Source organism: Microbulbifer sp. CNSA002 (assembly GCF_047324085.1).
Classification (GTDB): Bacteria; Pseudomonadota; Gammaproteobacteria; order Pseudomonadales; family Cellvibrionaceae; genus Microbulbifer.
On the sequence record NZ_CP172449.1, the window covers coordinates 4579854 to 4599512 of the forward strand.

The 19659-nt window shown below is 46.6% G+C and carries 8 protein-coding genes and 1 pseudogene; 3 read left to right on the forward strand and 6 right to left on the reverse strand.

Annotated features, from left to right (window positions below):
• Positions 1-33 precede the first annotated feature (33 nt).
• On the reverse strand, positions 34-1140 hold the full coding sequence (locus tag ACG1BZ_RS20300; protein WP_413663398.1) for an enoyl-CoA hydratase/isomerase family protein: 1107 nt from the start codon (positions 1138-1140) through the stop codon (positions 34-36).
• Between the two features lie 180 nt (positions 1141-1320).
• Here ACG1BZ_RS20300 and ettA point away from each other — a divergent pair, with 180 nt between their 5' ends.
• Positions 1321-2985, forward strand: a complete 1665-nt coding sequence (gene ettA, locus ACG1BZ_RS20305) for an energy-dependent translational throttle protein EttA (protein ID WP_413663399.1) — start codon at positions 1321-1323, stop codon at positions 2983-2985.
• 1445 nt (positions 2986-4430) lie between these two features.
• Positions 4431-5408, forward strand: a pseudogene (locus tag ACG1BZ_RS20310) (IS30 family transposase).
• 1753 nt (positions 5409-7161) lie between these two features.
• Here the strand turns inward: ACG1BZ_RS20310 and ACG1BZ_RS20315 are convergent.
• Genes ACG1BZ_RS20315 through ACG1BZ_RS20325 form a run of 3 tightly spaced genes read right to left on the reverse strand, consistent with a single transcriptional unit; the run spans position 7162 to position 13047 of the window.
• Positions 7162-9279 carry an ATP-binding cassette domain-containing protein gene (locus ACG1BZ_RS20315; protein ID WP_413663400.1) on the reverse strand — a complete coding sequence of 706 codons (2118 nt, stop codon included), beginning with the start codon at positions 9277-9279 and terminating at the stop codon, positions 7162-7164.
• A complete protein-coding gene (locus ACG1BZ_RS20320) occupies positions 9269-12001 on the reverse strand; it encodes an ATP-binding cassette domain-containing protein (protein WP_413663401.1) in 2733 nt (910 codons plus the stop codon). The genes ACG1BZ_RS20315 and ACG1BZ_RS20320 overlap by 11 nt, the downstream gene beginning before the upstream one ends.
• A gap of 2 nt (positions 12002-12003) precedes the next feature.
• Positions 12004-13047, reverse strand: coding sequence for an HlyD family secretion protein (locus ACG1BZ_RS20325; protein ID WP_413663402.1), 1044 nt, complete (start codon positions 13045-13047; stop codon positions 12004-12006).
• A 1628-nt stretch (positions 13048-14675) separates the two neighbouring features.
• Between ACG1BZ_RS20325 and ACG1BZ_RS20330 the strand changes: the two genes are divergently transcribed.
• Positions 14676-14993 carry a hypothetical protein gene (locus ACG1BZ_RS20330; protein ID WP_413663403.1) on the forward strand — a complete coding sequence of 106 codons (318 nt, stop codon included), beginning with the start codon at positions 14676-14678 and terminating at the stop codon, positions 14991-14993.
• Positions 14994-15083: 90 nt separating this feature from the next.
• Here the strand turns inward: ACG1BZ_RS20330 and ACG1BZ_RS20335 are convergent, their stop codons facing one another.
• Together ACG1BZ_RS20335 and ACG1BZ_RS20340 are read right to left on the reverse strand one after the other, a co-directional pair.
• Complete coding sequence (locus ACG1BZ_RS20335) at positions 15084-18071, reverse strand: TonB-dependent receptor domain-containing protein (protein WP_413663404.1); 2988 nt, start codon at positions 18069-18071, stop codon at positions 15084-15086.
• 572 nt (positions 18072-18643) lie between these two features.
• Positions 18644-19345: a glutamine amidotransferase-related protein gene (locus ACG1BZ_RS20340; protein WP_413663405.1), complete on the reverse strand. Its 702-nt coding sequence runs from the start codon at positions 19343-19345 to the stop codon at positions 18644-18646.
• Positions 19346-19659 lie beyond the last annotated feature (314 nt).

Genomic DNA, 19659 nt, shown 5'->3' on the forward strand with positions numbered 1-19659 from the left:
TTAACAGCCCGGGACGCTCGGTAAATACGATATCTACAGGTCGGCCAGCGGGTGCTCACCGCCCCAGGGTCCCTCAAAGCAGCTTTCCACCTGCGCAGGTGCAATCTGTTCCAAGCTGTCAGGTTGCCACTTGGGTTCGCGGTCTTTATCAATCAACAGCGCACGCACTCCTTCCTTGAAGTGGCCACTGGCACAGAGGTTTACCGCGAGTGCCAACTCCATGCGGTAGATATCCGCCAAGGACAGGTGTCGAGCCCGCTGTAATTGCTCCCACACAATCCAGGGGGTCAGCGGAGAGCCACCTGCCAAAGTGGCAGCTGCCCGCTGCAACCACTTATCCACACCCTGGTATGCACTGATGGCGGCACAAACCTCTGGCAAGGTGGCAAAATCGGTAAGCTGCTGGATTTGGTCATAATGCTCTCGCAGAGCAGACTCAGGCCGCTCCAGAAGGGGCAGCTCCTGGGATTTAAGGTAATTGCTAATTAACTGGTGATTGGCTTCCAGGTTTTCACCGAAACTGAGCTCCGCTAACGCAGACAAGACTGATTCCCGCTGATCCTGGCCTATCATGCGGTCCGCCATACCGGTAAACAGGGCATCGGCACCATTAAACTGCGCACCGGTCAGCCCCAGGAAAAGTCCAAGGCGCCCGGGCATACGATTCAGGAACCAGCTGCCCCCCACATCGGGAAACAAACCAATCGTAATCTCCGGCATTGCCATGCGAGTGGTTTCGGTCACAATCCGGTGGCTGGCTCCCGCCATAATGCCGATACCGCCTCCCATCACGAAGCCACCGCCCCACACCACGACGGGCTTGGCGTAAGTGTGAATCTGGTAGTCCAGGCGATATTCGCGGGAGAAGAAGTCGCTGGTGAAGCCGTAGTCCGGTGTCTCACCATAGGCGGCGGACTCCCGATACAGCGCCACCACATCGCCGCCAGCGCATAGCGCCTTGTCGCCACTGCCATCGATCCAGACTGCTGCGACTTCAGTGTCTTCAGCCCAGCGGTCCAACTGGGCCGACAACAGATCGATCATGGATGAATTTAAGGCATTGAGAGCCTTGGGGAGGTTTAGTGTCGCGATCGCCAGGGCGCCGCGCCGGGAAAACAACACCGGGGAATCCTGATCCATTTTTATTCGTCTTATAGCTCTTGTACTAGATAGTGTCGCAGTTAAACACAGATCACATTTGACGTCAGCCACACGCGAGTACAGCGGGCTACCTAAGAGATGCCCGGTTGCACTTTTTACGCAAACTGATAAGTTGCGCGCAAAATCTGACCGATTCCAACACCCATTACGGAACCCCAAATGGCCGAATACGTATACACCATGAACCGGGTGGGCAAAGTAGTGCCCCCCAAGCGCGAGATCCTCAAGGACATCTCCCTCTCCTTCTTCCCCGGCGCCAAGATCGGCGTACTCGGTCTAAACGGCGCAGGTAAATCCACCCTGCTGCGCATCATGGCCGGGGTCGACCAGGACTTTAACGGCGAAGCCCGCGCAATGCCCGGCATCAAGGTCGGCTACCTGCCCCAGGAACCGCAACTCGATGCCAGCAAGACCGTGCGCGGCAACGTAGAGGACGGTGTACGCGAAGCCATCGACGCCCTTGCCGGCCTGGAACAGGTCTACGCCGATTACGCCGAGCCCGACGCAGACTTCGATGCCCTGGCCAAGAAACAGCAACAGTTCGAAGACATTATCCAGGCCTGGGACGCCCACAACCTGGAGCACCGCCTGGAAGTTGCCGCAGACGCACTGCGCCTGCCCCCCTGGGATGCGGACGTAAACAATCTGTCCGGCGGTGAAAAACGCCGTGTGGCCCTTTGCCGCCTGCTGCTGTCCCGCCCGGATATGCTGCTTCTCGACGAACCCACCAACCACCTGGATGCGGAATCCGTATTCTGGCTGGAGCGCTTCCTGCACGATTTCACCGGCACTGTGGTTGCCATCACCCACGATCGCTACTTCCTCGACAATGTTGCCGGCTGGATTCTGGAACTGGACCGCGGCCACGGCATCCCCTGGGAAGGTAACTACACCACTTGGCTGGAACAGAAAGAAAAACGCCTGGAGCAAGAGCAGCGCGGCGAACAGGCCCGCGCCAAAGCCATGCAAAAGGAACTCGAATGGGCCCGCCAAAACCCCAAGGGCCGTCAGTCCAAAAACAAGGCCCGTTTGTCCCGCCTGGAAGAAATGCAGTCCCAGGACTTCCAGGCCCGCAATGAGACCAACGAAATCTACATTCCGCCCGGCGAGCGTCTCGGCGACAATGTGATTGAGTTTAAAGGTGTGAGCAAAGGCTTCGGCGAGCGCCTGCTGATCGACAACCTGTCTTTCCGCGTGCCCAAGGGCGCAATTGTAGGTATCGTCGGCGGCAACGGTGCCGGTAAGTCCACCCTGTTCCGTATGATCAGCGGCACCGAACAGCCGGACTCCGGCGAGATCAAGATGGGTGAAACCGTTAAGGTCGCCTACGTTGAACAGGGCCGTGAAAATCTGGATGACAGCAAGACCGTATGGGAAGCCATCTCAGACGGCCACGATATGCTCAAGATCAACAACTACGAAGTGGGCTCGCGCAACTATGTTGGCCGCTTTAACTTCAAGGGCAGTGACCAGCAGAAGCGCGTAGGCGAACTCTCCGGCGGTGAACGCGGACGCCTGCACCTGGCCTATACCCTCAAGCAGGGCGCCAACGTACTACTGCTGGATGAACCCTCCAACGATCTGGATATCGAAACCCTGCGCGCCCTGGAAGAAGCCCTGCTCAACTTCCCCGGCTGTGCCCTGGTAATCTCGCACGATCGCTGGTTCCTGGACCGCGTTGCCACCCATATCCTCGCCTATGAGGGTGAGAGTGAAGCGGTATTCTTCGAGGGTAACTACACCGAGTACCACGAGGACTTTGTGCAGCGCAAAGGTGAGGATGCAACACCCCATCGCATGCATTATAAGAAGCTTAAGACTTGATTTTGATAATAAAAAAGCCCGCGTAAGCGGGCTTTTTTACTTAGAATTGAAAACCAATATCTATTCCAAGCATCAATCTAAACTCTCCAAACTGGCTTTCTCCACTCTTGCATAATACAGGTACACTTATATCTAACAACTAACACTTGCCCTGATTACAACCGAGACAACTCACCTAGCACTATATCGTCAAACTGAAATTAGGTATAAAAGATATCCACTAAACATTAAAAACGTAGTATCCAACGTGCATCAGTTAACGATAACACCTACTCGTACCCCATAAGACTGTCATCTTCTTCCCTTAAGGTAGTATGAATAATAAATTTAGTCCCGACTTGTAAAATTTTAAAGATTGAGAGCGGACTTAAACAATATATAAATTGGCAGAATCCAATTTTGTTATGCCATATTTTTATATAGTAATTGAAATACAATCAGCCATAGAAAATTACCAGATACAAAAATACAGCCTACAAATTCCAGAAAAGAAAACAGCTTCCTAGGGGAGAGTAAAATCCAATATTTTAAGAATAGAAATAGCTGAGCCAGGAAAGCATACAAAAATCACTCCGCAGTCATCCCTGGCTCAAAGTATCAACTAAATGCTGATTATGAAAGATCAGCCTGAACTAGCCGATATCTGGAACCTCAACAACTGCTTGAGGGCCAGCTTGGATATCAGTTTCAATATGCATATTACGTCTCCTTTATCGTTTCTTTCTCAAGGGTGTTTGCGCCAAACAATTCAGCGTCAAACAAACTACAGCTTAACTCGATTACACCATACCACACCAATGAAACTCAAACTTTTTGAGGATAATGTCACAAAATTTGAGTAACAAACCTATTCCACGAGATATTAGATAATTTAATCAAATAAATTATGAGCAATAGGCACCAGAGTACTACTTACAGTAACTTACCGCCTTACACTACGACTCTTCAAGTACCGCCAAGCACAAAAATAATCAAGCTAAAAACCACTTATTGGCACGTATATCTCAGAAAACAAAAAATAGTTATCCAACCAAAAGGGTATTAGCTAAAAGTTAACTTTGCTTTATTGGCACTTCTATAGAAAACTCTATACCTTTAATTAGAAGGGACATTTCTCTATAGAAAGCACCAAAATAAAGAACGCATATAAATCATGCCAACCTGATCAAAAAATATTGAAGTTATTCCCAGAAAAGTAGCTATGCAATAGATACCAAAAAGTTATAAACACACGATAACGATACAGATGAAACTGTTATTTAAACTACCTTACACACAATCCGGTAGCCTATAGTGCCTATTACAATCCTCTGTGTACATTCAACACCGCAGGGCGCAACCCCTATCAAACTTGAAAAGTGTATCTCTTAAAAGGGCATCCGATTGGAGCTGCTCACAACACCTCGCTCTAAATACCTTAAATAAGGAGGCCAGCTGGCTGTAGACTGGTTAGCTTTCACACAAACAAACCAGGAACCTATACTAACCAGCTGACCTTGAAAGAACGATACCAGATCGAAGTCCTCAATGGACAGAGCTATTCGGCTCTAGCCATTGCACTACAGCTCAATCGCCCCAACAAAACTATCTCTCGAGAGCTTAATCGATTTCATCCTTACTGTGCTGAAAGCGCTCATCGCCAGGCGTTACAGAGGCGATAAGGGGCTCGTAAGTACACCAAGTTTGATTTCGCCATGAAGATGCAAATCGACCATCAGCTAAAAAACACTAGTCCCGAACAAGTTGCTGGTCGGATAAAGCTTGAGAAATATGAGAAAACGATCAGTTGTTCTACTATTTATCGCTGGATAGCTCAGCTTGGTTGGAGGCTGCAGCTTCCACGAAAAGGCAAAGTCTACCGAAAGCGTACAGGCTCTGAGGCAGGAGCGAAGCTCATTCCGGAGCGTATTGATATTGAAGAACGGCCTACGATTATTGATGGAAATACCGGGTTCGGCCACTGGGAGGGCGATGCGGTTTACTGCCAAGATAGCTATCTTGTGACTTTAGTTGAGTGAGTCTCTAAGTTGTTGCTCACTCGTAGGGTACCCAACAAGAGTGAGACGACGGTAAGTCGCACAATCAAGCAGATGCTGAAGCTATATCAGGCAATATGTAAAACAATAACGTTCGATAACGGAGGGGAGTTTGCAGGTCATCGATCAGTTGCACAGAAACTGGGATGCAAAATATATTTTGCAAAGCCTTATCACTCTTGAAAACGTGGATTAAACGAAAATACGAATGTTCTGCTGAGACGTTTCTTCCCGAAGGGTATGAAAATTGACAAGATACCCAAAAACCGTATTGACGAAGTAGTGTTCCGAATAAACACTCGTCCAAGAAAACTTCTAAATTACTTGAGCCCACTAGAACTTCTAACAGGCAGCGTGTGTCACTTATGTTGGCAATCTAGGAAGTAGCTGATTCAAAGATAAGTTAATCAACATTCAAGAGAAATTGATTGAATTCCATCTATCCGGCTCAAGCGAGGAAAGGAAGCCCCAAGCCCATTGTTGATAAGGTGGCATTCCGAGGGCTTTACGCCCCAAAAGTGCTAGAAAGGCCTTTCTACACACCATCTTTCATCGAGCACCAAGGAAGGCCTTTCCGTTGGCAACTTTACACTCACTGTGATACGGGAAATCCAGGTGAGGCAAGAGTTCATAAAAGCAGTGATTAACGGACAGGGTATTTAATTTGGTGAAGCCTTACATCACTCTCACCGGCAGAGGTAAGGCAACTACTTGACCCTGTGTATAAGACTCTTCACCTTAGGTGTGACAAAGCGAGGACTTGGTACTACTTAGAGATAATATGTTGAGCCGAGGAATCCATCTCATTCATACACACATAGTAAATAAAAATAAAATTCATAAAGACTGCACACAAAGATTAAACCATTATAACTTTATGAAAGCTTTCCAGGCTCCGAGTCAATTTATTCGATGAGCGGAGGTTACGGCACGTAAGTTTATACAAGCGCAATGTAAATATCCCAATGCGTTCCTCACTTATGGCTCTGTAGTTAAGGCAGCGCGAGGAATCGTCTGACTTTCAGTTTTATGCACACCTAATGCCGCCTTTTGGAACATACCTGAGCTCGAGCTGGCGAGCTCAGGTTACTCATCGAGCACCGGGGGCATTAGGCTAATTGCAGCATGAAGCCCATTTCAAAGAGTATAGGTCGTCCCCTCAAGTTACTTAAACCCCAAGTAGAACGCATAACTATACTTGAGCGATGGCTCTTCAATCAGGTTGGAACTGGAGCTACTCGGGAACCGGGTCTACCTGAGCGTCTGGACCAGCTTGAATATCAGTTTCAATATACATAATTTATTTCCTTCCTACGTTAATAGTACTCAAGTACGGAAAACCACAACTTAAGCAAAACCTATTTAATCAAACTCCAATCAGATTGGAGCTGGGGTTACTCAGGAACCGGATCTACCTGAGCATCCGGACCAGATTGAATATCAGTTTCAATATACATATCGCATCTCCTTTCTTTCATTTATCACTCAAGCAAGAATCATTAAACTTGAGTGCGCCACACCACCCAACCCAATCACAGGGTTGGAGATATTTCCAAGTCAGAAACTACCTGAATATATGAATTACCGTACATTTCAGATCTCGTTACGAGATTTATTATGCAGAATGAAGATTCAACTCACTGTGTACTGCAACACAGTCTGCCAAAGTTCTATCCAGGTTGACGACTACCAAACCCAACATCGAATCAATTATGACTCAGGAATAAGGCTCACTATCAGATCAGGACAGGCCTGAATTTCTGCTCCGAAATAGATACCATACCCCCTTTCAATCATTTTCAATTGACATAAAGTAACAATTATTTTTGAGCCGCATTTAATTCAGTTTCGGATCCTGCCTGAATATCAGCTTCAAAGCTCATATCGCATTCGCCCCTTTTTACTGAAACAAATTAGTAAAGTTAATTCTGGAGAACTAAAAAAACACTTTGCAACAACTCTAGATCTCTAATTGTTTTTCACCTTCAGAATTTCCCTCACCGCCCCGTTAGATGCGCCTGAGTTGATTACTACTTTGAAGCTCGCTTTAACATCAATCTTAAGCCACATAGAGCTTATCCTTCCTCTTGCTGCTTATGTAAACCGAAGAGAGAATGCTCCCAATTAAAAATTCACTGTCTCATGGGTGGGCAATCACCATCAGGGTTTTTGCATTTTTCTGCACACAGGCTACCGCCATCTGCAGGTTCTCCGGATCAAGTGCCGCAAAACTCTCATCCAGAACCACTAACTCAGCATTTTGCAAAAGCGCACGAGCGATAAATAAACGGCTCATCTCACCATGGGACAACCGCCACCCCATCTCGCCAACTGTTTGTAAAATCCCCGCCGGCATTTTTTTCAATAGCGGGGTCAGCCCCAACTCATCACAAATTGCATAAGCCTTGCGCAGGCTCTCCTGGCGAGGTGGCCACTGGTCTCCCATTAATAAATTAAAAAGAAATGAATCTCCCAACACATGATTTTCATGAAACTGGGGAGCTGATGCGACCATCCTGCGCCAAGGTTCAGCACCGATACTTGCGCGGTCGTAGCCATTGAGCAGCAACAGGCCATCATCCGGTTTCTGGATGCCGGTGAGAACATTCGCCAGAGTAGATTTCCCTGAACCAGAAGTGCCCTGCAGTAAAAGCCGGTCGCCGGGATAAATGCTGAGGTTGCATCCCGCCAACACTGCTTGATCTTTTCCCTCGTAGGTGAAACGGATATCGCGTAAATAACACAGCGGCTGCGAGGAATCCTGCTGGCCGGCCGACGCGGCCATTGCCAAACCCGCACTGCCCCTTAAGTGGCGATCTTCAAGGGAAAACAGTTCACGTACTTTTTCCCAGGAAATTGCCGCACTTAAGGCGCTGGTAAAACCATTCATACACTTTAAAATTGCGCGATACCCCAACAACATTCCTCCGAAGGCAATTGCGAGTTGGGTGCTACTGGCACTGTCGCTAATAAATATTGGGGCCAGCCCCACGATCCCTAAAAGTAACCATAGGCGTGGCAAAAAAGCCTGTAAACGCGCCATGGTGTTATCCATGTGAGAGGAACTCTCCAGGTAGTCATTTAACTCACTGTCTTCACCCTGGTGCCACTCGCCGGGAGCCTGCTGCGCGAGCCGGGTGCGGTGGCCGATCATTTTCTCAATCAAACGATGGGTCATAGACAGACGCTGTGCTGTCCACTCTTTGCGGCCGTAGTACTGTGCCCGCCCCAGGAAAAATGCAACCGCTAAAAATAGGGGCAAAATTGCTGCATAGATAAGACCACCAGCTCCCATCAGTAAAATTGAGGCTGCAATTAACAGTTCTACAACACCGAGCAATAATAAAAAGGCACCCTGTAATGCACTGGCTTCTATATTCTCCGCATCGTAAACCCTGCCCAATACCTGACCCGAACCCATATGGCGAATACGACTGGGAATGACGCGCAGCGCGCTGGCGAGCAATCGCTGTTTCAGAAGTGCGCCGGTCTCAACGGAGACCACACCGCGCAGCCGGGCTGTGAGCAGGGATAGGGGAACCTGAGTCACCAACAACAACACCCAGGCAGATAGCCAGCCGGTATCAATATGGCCCTCGAGCACAGCCCTACCTATCACCCACCAACTGCACAGAAAAATAGCCATCTGGGCACTGTGACAGGCAAGCATGGCGGCAAAGCGCCAATACAGCCCACGCTGGCGAAGCTGTAAGCGGAAAGACCGATGAGAGGATTGACGCAACAACCAGAAATCATCCAAGCGTACGCTGGCAAGATTTTCCCGCAGTAGAGCCGTCGTGGCTTTCTTGCGACGACGCCCTTGAATGTGTGCGCTATCCAGCAATTGTTCGATACGCTCGCGCTGGGGCCCCTCAAGCTCGCAAGCCAACTGCTGAATAACCAGCTCTAGGCAAACTTTCTCCACTTGCAGTGCCGGTGTGAGCAGCCGTAACTTATGCCCCCTGCCACCACACAGTGCGATAAAATATTCCCCCTCGGGAAAGCGAACCCGCAACAGTGCCGGGGCGGCTCCCAACAGCATGGTTTCCAGCTCTGGATAGCTGCAACTCACCTGCTCCACTTGCAAGTCCAAAGTTTCAGCACCTGCCTGCAACCTGGCATTCAACTCCAAGGCGCTTCCCAGGGATTTGTGCTCCGCTACCTCAGGTTCCAAGCCACTGTATTTTGCCAAGGCTTGTAAGGCGGCCTCCAGCTGCGACACAGGCCAGCAATGGGGCATTAATTCTTTACAGCTCACTGGCCACCTCTGTAAACCGGGAGGCCGGTATCGCCCCGGGAACTCCTTGCACTTCTGTCAATTGACCGCCGGCCATGCGTAAGTGACGCCAGCTGCTACTCTGCCAACACTCTTGCCAAAGGGTGCTTTCAGCCGCCAGTAGCTGCGCATAGCGAGTGTTGCCTTGGGCTTGAAGCTCACTGGGCTTACCATCTTCAATAATGCAACCATCGTCCATGACCAAAACACGAGGAAAGTCCCGGGTTTCGCTGATATCGTGGGTAATACAAATCAGGGTAACCCCCTGCCAAACCTCCCGCACCCGGCTCATCAGACGCTGCCGCTGTTGGCGATCAAGCCCCCTGAACGGCTCATCCAGAATCACACAAGCAGTTTCCTCACGGCCAAGTGCGCGCCCCAGACGTACACGCTGCCCTTCACCACCACTGACCAGGGCACCACTTTCGCCCAGCGGGCTTTGGAGCCCCTCCGGTAGCGCTGCTACCAGCTTAAGTAAATCCGCTTGCTGTAAAATGGGGTAAAGGGGAGCTCCCGGCTTATTGCCGTAACTCAAGTTCGCTAAAAGGCTGCTATTCCAAAGCTGAATTGCGGGATCTACCCAAGCACAGTGAAGTCGGAAACGGTGCAGTAATTCTCCCTTCAGTTCTCCTCCATTGAGCATTACACGGCCACTGGCCGGTTTGTGCCACCCCAGCAATAACCCGGCAAGGCTCGACTTGCCAGCGCCGGATGCTCCGACCACAGCAATTTGCTCACCGGGGCTGATTTCCAGATTTACCCTGTCGAGAATAGTGCGACCGCTGGCATTAACGGTAACATTCTCAAACTTGATACCCACCGGTTTTGCCGGGGAAAATTCCACACTATCAGCGGAACTTTTATCTGTGTCTGTTTCGGTGACTGCTTGCAGCGGTTCGAGGGCTCTCAGTAAAAAATTCCGTTGCCGTGGATAACTTCGCATCAGTCCCGCAATTTCTTCACCCAGCGGCGGCAGTGCCAACACCCAATAAATCAATAAAAGCAGATCGGGACTTGCCCCTCGTGCATTAACACAATAAATCACCAATACACTACTGAGGGTACAATTAATCAACAGCTGTACCGCCTGGCTATTGAGCTGAAAACTCAGTGATGAGTATCCAGCCCTTATCCATTCGGTGAGCAGGTTTTCATGCTCACGCCGTACAGACTCGCCGGCGCCGTGCGTGCGGATTGGAATAACTCCCAGCAGCGCATCCATATAGAAGCGAGCCAGGGCTCCCGCATGAGTTTGTACTCTCATACTGTAATCAGCGAGTACCGGATGGAACATCAAGGGTACAGCAACTTGTAATACCGACATGATTAGCACCAGAGGGGCAGCAGCGGGAGCAAGCCAGATTATTCCCAGTGCAGTAGCAAGCAGGGAGAAAACTCTAAAAATTAGGCTCGTTCCGAGAACAGGCAAACCTCTCAAGGCGGCAATACGATGTGAGCGTTCGGCGGTATCAGAGGTGGGGCGGCTCTGAAAGAAGTGATCGGGTATTTGGGGTAGAGCGGCTAAAAACCGTATGCGGAAACGATTTTCCAAACGGCGCCCGACCACCATTTGGACTTTTGCGGCGGGAAACTGCAATAGCATTAATGTGATCATAAAGACCAACAATAATGCAATCGTGCCTGCTCGCTGTATCTCTGTCGCTAACTCACTGTGGATATCAATCAGGCCACGGAAAAGCAAAGCTTCGAACATCAGCCCCAGTACCGCTCCGAGCATAGCAATAAATATAGTGAGTGGCGCAATCAATCCATCTTCGCGCATCAACCCCCAGAGTTGCCTTAGAGGTTGAACCGGTGGCTCCCGCAAAGCCCTGGATAGCGCTTCCGATTTTGGTTTTACTTCACTGACATCGCGAACCCCTTTTACGCTCACAATGACCGCGCCACTAAACTCCAACTGCTCTGGCGACAGTTCAATTGTCTCTGCAGGCTCACTTCCTCGGAGACGGGACGGCCGGGCGCACCAGTAATTCTCTGGTACTAAAGAAAATGCTTGGCTGATATCTGTAGAAAATTCAACGGACAGCCGCTGCAACATACCACTGACTTCAGTTCCGCGCTTTATCGCCCCGGACGTAACCAATGAGGTGAGCATTCGAACGGATGCGTCGAGAAATGCCAGCGAAAGCCAACTCTCATCCTTAAGCGCTTTTTCACAGATCGCGGTGGCCACTGTATTGCCAACCTTTAACTGTGCAATACGCTCTTTCAGCGGGGCAATAAAATCATCGCCACCTGCCCAGTTTCTCCAGCCCTGAGGGGGCACCCGTGCGGTATGAACATGCAACTCATCCAAAAAACGACGCGCGCTGGGCCAGCGCCTACCACTGGCGGGGTCCATCACCTGCACAATACCGCGATGATTTTCCCAGGCCACGACAAAATGAGTGTTACCGTTTGGTAGTCGCACCACAACCAATCCTGGCAAGTAGCCAGTGGAACTCAATAAGAGATGGTCCACGGGAACCACCATCTGGGCAGCTTCAAGCCCAAGCTCTACCGCAATCTTTTCCAGGGTATTTATCGAAGTACCATCTACATCAGTCTGGCAGGCATCGCGCAAATGGCCGTAGTGTGTATTTACACCAAAACCTTCGAGCAAGCACTTCAGGGAAGCCGGACCACAGTCCATATTAGAGGTCTGAACTACCTCTGGAACTAACCAGCGTCTTTTGCTTTTCACTGTTACGCTCCCTCTTCCACGGTCTCTGTGGGAGCTTTGGCCGAGAGTATCTCACCCGTCCTTTGTAGAAGCAGTTGGTATGGTGTTTTCTTGCCTGTGGCAATTTCTACCCTGGCCGGTAAATCATGCAGTAAAGGGAGATGGGGTGGTGCTTCACCTTGTAAGGATAGCTGTACAAGAACTTTGCCTTGCTGGACGGCACTAGCGACCCGTTCTACTCGGGCCTCCAATTGCCCATAACGGGCCCAGGAAAATCCATCCAGTTTTACATGGGCATTCTGCCCAGGCTGAATATGCCCCAAAGCTAATGCGGGTGGAAAAAATGCCTGTATAGAAATAACACCTTCTGCTTGAATGGTCGCAACTTGCTGCCCAGCGACCAATACTTCGCCTTCCCGTATTTTTGCCAGCGAGGCCAATACCCCGGTAATTGGGGCACGCAGGTTCTGTTCGCTAACAGCAAGGTGGCTTTGCTGAATACGGGTGTCAACTTCCGCAATCTTCCCATCAATATCCTGATGCCGCTGCTTTAAAGCACTCACTTCAAGCTGATATTCACTTATTAGCTGTGCTCGACGATCCTTCAAAGCGCGAATATCCGCCTGTACTTTCAAGGTTTCCATCGCCATTTGTTGGTACGTCCGTTTTGCGGCAAGGTAATCCAATTCTGAACTCTGCTGTTTTTGTAACAGCCGTTCATAACGATCGGCAACATCCGCTTGAATTTTCTGATTACTGACTTGAAGCTGGTACTGTTGCTCCAATAGCTTCAATTGATCACTGAGTGCCTTCTCATCTTCGCCAAATTTCTTATCCAGCAGCTCTCGTTCTCTTTCAACTGATTCAAGTTGATCGCGTAAGCTTCCAGATATCTTGCTATCCCCCCGCAGGCTCAAATCAAGTACGGACGTATCAAGACGAATTAGCACATCGCCCTGCTCTAAGGTATCCCCGAGCTCTGCCTCAATTTGAACAACACGTCCAACTCGCTGGGTACTGACATGAACAGTATTGTGCTCCTGCTCCAACCTAGCGTCATCACTCACGCTATATGTTGTAATTTCTACTGTAAAAAACCAAATAGCCCAAACAGCCAGAAGCAGGACACCGAGAGCAGTTACTATAACCAAGGTACGGATAGAATCTGAAACAATGGCGCGTGTAGTGTGAAAAAAAGGCGTTGACAATATGAAAAACCTACTAACTGTTATCGCACAGGAACGAAGCGAAACTTAACTTTCTTCCCTCGATTTTCTTGAAGTTTTCTTCCAAAAAAATCCGCAGTACCCAAATTTAAATTTCCCCGATTTAGGAGTCAATTAGAATCTATACCTAATTTCACTGGTACAACAACTAGCAATTCACATTCTGAGCCCTAGTTATAATACAGAGAGGTAGCTATGCACTAAGGTTCCAGTGGTGTTTCAGCTAAAATTTTTTGACCTGAGATTATTCTCTAAAAATGAAGCTCTATATCTTTGAAGAGTTCACATCAGCAAAATTGACATTCAAATATAAAGCGTAAGTAAGTATAAACTTACATTGCGACGCAATTAGATTCTATTGAACACCCACACAACAGTCGCACCCATCGATTGGCAAAACATTGAATAGGGATACGATATTAGCAACAGAAATCGGGAATGTTACATTTATTACAAATCCCAGCGTTTAATCTTAAAATTACTCAGGTAACACCTCACCTTCAATTAGCTTAAATCACCAGAAGGCACACTTAAGAACCTTCCAGCAGCTAACTGACAATTAAGTATTTATCTGGTGGCAATCCAACCTTCTCATCTGAATTTTCATTAAAACGACCATCCCCGATTAGAAGCTTGCCTTGTGCAGTTTAAATACAGAATTTACAGCTAGCCATAATGCACCTAACAAACAAGGGACAAGTTTAATTAGGGATAATTGATCACTTATATTCTTGTTAGATTACTGATAAGCCTCAATAAAAAACACTTTTTCCACTCAAAACAACATATGTCTAAGTAGAAAAATACTATCTTTTGGCTATACACACACAACTTAAACAATATAAAAATTACAATTCACCATCAACCACATAAAGCGCAAGATGTATAATTATACCCAGATATACAAATACATATGAAGCAGAACAAAGCTTTAAAATAAGGAAATAAAACACTAGAAATTACAAAAAGTTATAACGCCACTAAAGAACCAGAAGGAAACCTAAAACTTTGCACCACCATTTTACCTTAGCTAATCTCTAAATACAGAAACAGGAAGAAATGCTTAACCTTTTGCTACGTTCCTAAAAGTGGTCTATAACACCACCTTGAAATGGGACTTCCCTATGATTAGCTGCAAAATCTATTTAAGCCCTCTAAAGCTGGCACCAGATTCAGCATCTAAATTATTGCAAGAACTTGTTATCAAACAATTAGACACCGAGGAGGACCCCAATATAGCCATTATCAGCATTATTCAAATGTTTCCTGATGAGTGCTATATAGAGCTATTTTGTTCGAAACAGCCAGAACTGACACACAAAAATTACAAGTTTTGGCTATTTAACTCGATGAACGGGCGCGAAGCTATTTTCAGATCGAAGATCCAATCAAAGTAAGAATGATAATTTATGAAGAAGATTTCATTAATGGAATAAACATATCCATCTGTATTAACCAGGAATCAATACATGATCAGCTGCAAGATTTTTTTAAGCTCACTTAAATTAGCCCCGGACTCAACCCCAGCGTTTTTTCAAAAATTAATTATCAAAGAACTTGAAACTGAAGAAGACCCAAATATAACTTTTATTACAGCCCAGAAAATTACACCCGATGAGTGCTATATTGAAGTATCCTGCTTAAAGAGACCAGATCGAACACACCAAAAACTTCAAGCTTTGGCCATTCAACTTGATGAAAGCGCGAGGCGATATTTTCAGATTGAAGACCCTATCCGGGTAAGAATTATTCAGATCGAGGAAGATTCTGTATATGGGGTCAATTAATCCTCCAGCCATCAAAAGTGTTAATTTTAATTACTTTAAATGTGTATTGAAGTTAGGGCCGCCAATTGGCGACCCTCTTTCAGATTAAAATTAAAAGCGTGCACTGGCACCCAGTCTAAAGTATCTAGGTGTCTGGTAGTACTGATTAACCCCCCAGTTAGGATCAGCTATTCCGGGACTAATTTCCGCAAACTCATCAACTTCTGTTTCAGCATCTGCATTTAATAAATTAAAGACATCTGCTCTTAACTCCACATCAGCCAAACCAACTTGAGTACTATATACTAGCGACAGATCAATTTGATTAACCCAGCTCGTTCTACCTCGACTACCACGCTCCGTTCTTACCAAATTCCCATCTGGGTCGGTTAAGTAATAAGTATCTCCGTAGGAGGGTGTTCCATTTGGATGGCCTGCTCCAAAAGAGTTAATTGGCCGTCCTGACTGAAGGAGAAAGTTAGCCCCTAATAATAGGTTTTCCATAACTTGATAATTCCCATAGATTTTAAATTTATGGGTACGATCATTTGGCAGATAGCCATTGGCACCATCCATAATTTCAGGGAAATCAAAGTCTTGAGTGATCCCAGCATCATCCTGACCATTATCAGATTTGACATACCCTTCTGTATTTCCTTTACTTTCAGACCAAACATAACTGGCTGTTAAACCCCAAACGCCATCAAAAGCTCTATCTACAGAAAACTCTAGCTCTTTATAGGTCCGCTTAGCTTCAGGATATCCCAGCAATTCAGCCGAGAAAGTTGTCATTTCCAACTCACCAGTACCATACCTATCATAAGGAATAGTCACATCACTTCCAGGATTAGCAAGAACATAACCATGAGCATCCCCTGTATGAGCATAGCCTAGCGCGTCAACTGCATGGTCTATACTGATATCATCTATATGAGATTTCAGGTCGCGATATGTCGCTTTAACACCCACACTCCAACTATCATTGAGAACCTTCTCATAACCAAGAATATATTCATCCTGGTACATCGCCTCCAAATCCCGATCGGATAATTGTCGACTATCGGGAACCTCTCCGCTAGAAGTAATATTTACTGTACCTACTTCTTGGGTGGTCGGGACACCTTCAGCCCCAATATCTAAAGGAATATAACTAACCGAATCATAGTCGCCATTAAAGATAAAATAACGCTCGAATCCAAGCTCTCCACCGGATAATCGAACATTTGTATTGGCTGCGACGGGCATATGGTATCTGCCCCAATTACCAAAAATCCGTGACTCTCCATCTCCAGTGAGATCCCAAGAGAAACTCAGACGTGGCGCCCACTGGTCATCAATTTCAATAAATACATCACCCTCTCCATTGTAGTTAGAGAAAGTTTCGTTTCTAAGCCCGGCACTTACAGTAAAATTATCGGTGATATCCCATGTATCCTCAATGTAGAAAGCCTCTGATTCAACCTTGAATGAACCAGAAACATCCCCTACTCGATAGCGCACTAGATGAACCGGACTTCCATCCCCATTAGCATTAGGAACTATTCCCCCATTCGTAAGCTCCGCCCCAGGAAGAGCGGTGTAATAACGATAATAAACACCTTTCCCATCCCGCAATCCCGTGCCGGCATAAGTCTCAGAGGAAGAGGAGGAATTATCTTCTCGATCATATCCAAAACGAACAGTATGGTCTCCAAGCACCCAATCAAAGTCGATTCGATTTGCTTCGCGCTCATCACCTCCAGTCTGAACCCTATAATTCGTATCGCATCCTGGATATAACGAAGAGTTTCCTGGTAGAGCTCCATCACTTGTATCAACTACATATGGGCATTCAACATCTGTTGTGCCGATAGTAGTGAGCTCATATTCATTTTGCCCATGTAACAAAGACATGCTGAGGTTATCTGTTAATTGGCCATCATAGCGTAACAGCCAGTTTTCTCCACCCCGATAATCACTGATCGTACCCTTGTAATCGAGCTTATTCTTATTGTAATAATCATAATTTGACTGCCTATTTTCTCGGATACGCTCATCGGAAAAATGAACATAACTTAAGATGTGATCATCGGTCACATTCCAAGTTAAGTTAACTCCCCAAAAGTCATCAGCCACTTCCCTATTATTAAAGGTATCTGGGGCCTGGAGAGTGTTATACTCTTCAACAGTTTCCTGTTGTTCATAGAGCGCATAGAAAAATAATTTGTCCGGTACAATCGGACCACTTATATAGTAGTCCGTAGTATATCTAGACTGTTCATTCTCCGAATTGAGATCATAGAGCGTTCCATCTGTGGATAATGTATCCGGGCTTGTTTCCCTTAATGATCCTGGCTCAAAGTAAGTAACTACACCATATTTAAAATCATTGGTTCCACGCTTTGTAACAGCATTTAAAACGCCACCTAAAGACCGCCCAAACTCTGCACTATATCCACCAGTTTTAATTTGAAACTGATCATAAAATTCAAAGGGTACAGAAGAACCACCTAAGCCATTGCGAAAATTGGTAACATTCAAGCCATCAATATAGTAAGCATTTTCACCGACAGAGGCTCCGCCAAATGATATAAGATCTTTATCCTCTCCGAATGCGTTATCCCCCAACACAGTTCCCGGAGCAAGCAAGGCAACAGATTCTATATTTCTCCCTACAGGCAACATCTCAATATCCTCTAAACTGATATTGAGAGCAGATTCAGCTGTTCCAGTACGTATTTGTGGTAAGGCCTCAGCTACAACCAAAACCTCTTCCATATCGCCTTGGCTCAAAGGGATACTTAATTTACCTGTGCTACCGATAGACACTAGTACCGATTCGATTACTGCCGGTTGGTACCCTGATTTCTGCGCGGTTATTTTATAAACTCCACTGGGTAACTTGACCTTGAAATCCCCATCGTCACCGGTTGAGATAGTCCTTTTGAAGCCATTTTCTTCATTTTCAATAAAAATGGTTACGTTAGGAATTTCACTACCATCTGCCCCAATAAGTCTTCCGTCAATTCCCCCATTTACATTTCCAGCCGCAAGTACATTAGTGCTAGCTACTGACAAGCCAATGGCACTGGCCAATACTGCCATTTTAAATAATTTCATAAACCTATCCTTTTGCTTATAGAAATATTTATAGATTTTTTTAGATTAAGAGGCTGTGTTAATTATTAATCCATACTCCCCGATCGAGTTGCGAACACCCAAGACCTCCATTTAAATCAACTAGAATACATACACGCCCCCAGAAAAATAAAACTGGCACAAGCATGTTATTTAATTGAATACCCACCCTAAACAAGAACCTTTAAATGAACAGCTCCATATTAAACACCCACTACTTTTTAAAACAACCTTAAAAGTCCATATTACCGACATATAAATCTAGAGATAGTGACAAACATAAACATGAGTGCAAAAATAACTGCCAGTTACCGGAGAAAATTATATTTTGGTAGTTAAATCGTTATATTCAAATAAAATTAAAAAATACAACCCTATAAGAAGTTTATATGCCCTTTAAGACATATAGAACAAAGGTGAATAACGATGCGATTTAATACATGTATGAGCATAAACCCCACTTATAAGTGGGGTTTCAAAAGGTCAGATGCCATTGGAATGAGAAAGAGAAAATAGCTAAATAAAGGTTTCCTATTTTCTTCAATGGGGAAAATTTACTGCCGTAAAAACTCCAACATCCATCTGGCAACTGCATTTTCATGGATATCGTTCTTAAGAGACTCCTGCCCTTTATCAACCACAGCTTCACCAAAAGCCTCCCGACGAAGCTCCATTAAGCTATTCGAGTAGGGCTTAGTAAATTCCGGGTGCGCCTGGAAGCTAAGCATATGATCATCCACCTGCACCATTGCCATTGGGCAGAACTCACTGGAAGCCAGTACTCGCCCACCAAGCGGCAGCTGATCCACCTGATCCTGATGCGTTACTAAGAGACTAAAGTTGGGCGCGGGTTCAGACATCCAACTAGGCGTCTCCTGCATTTCGTAGGTGTGCACCCCCAGCCCCCAGCCCTTATCTGACTTACGAGCCCGGCCTCCCAGTGCCTGGGCAATTAACTGGTGACCAAAGCAAATACCAATGGTCGGCTTCTTCTCACCATGTAACTTGCGTACAAAATCCATTAAGGGCGCAATCCAGGGTTTGTCGTCATAAACGCCTGTCTTGCTACCGGTAATCAGGTAAGCATCTACTTCATCTATATGATCGGGATACTGGCCGTGCTGGACTTCGTAGGTGTTAAACTCCAAATTGGAGTCCTGGTCGCGCAACAAGTCGGCAAACATCTCCGGGTACTCCCCAAATTCGCCGACAAGCTCTTTGCGCACATCATCGGTTTTTAAAATTCCAATCTTCATTATTTTCACCGCTGAATTGACTACATAGTATTGGGATTATGGCATATCCAGTCATCTGAGACCGCTATCAGAAAGACTTACCCCGATATGACAAGCGCCATAACAGCACATCTTTCATCATAGATCTTTTACCTATCCGGGTCGCCTGATAGCTCTTTGGCCCGCCGCCTAGGAGCAACATTTCTCTCTGGGCATTCTTAGCTGAAGTAGTTTTGTGTATGATCTCGGCTTTAGCACATTTTTCAGCCAACCCTTCGGCTACAAGGCGGCCCAGAGGCAATTAGGGCCGCTTGCTGTAACGACTGAGGACCAAC

What these genes read in the sequence shown, in the direction of transcription:
- ettA (WP_413663399.1), top strand. Translation starts at nt 1,321, where the DNA reads ATGGCCGAATACGTATACACCATGAACCGGGTGGGCAAAGTAGTGCCC.
- ACG1BZ_RS20335 (WP_413663404.1), bottom strand. Translation starts at nt 18,071, where the DNA reads ATGAAATTATTTAAAATGGCAGTATTGGCCAGTGCCATTGGCTTGTCA.
- ACG1BZ_RS20340 (WP_413663405.1), bottom strand. Translation starts at nt 19,345, where the DNA reads ATGAAGATTGGAATTTTAAAAACCGATGATGTGCGCAAAGAGCTTGTC.
- ACG1BZ_RS20330 (WP_413663403.1), top strand. Translation starts at nt 14,676, where the DNA reads ATGATCAGCTGCAAGATTTTTTTAAGCTCACTTAAATTAGCCCCGGAC.
- ACG1BZ_RS20300 (WP_413663398.1), bottom strand. Translation starts at nt 1,140, where the DNA reads ATGGATCAGGATTCCCCGGTGTTGTTTTCCCGGCGCGGCGCCCTGGCG.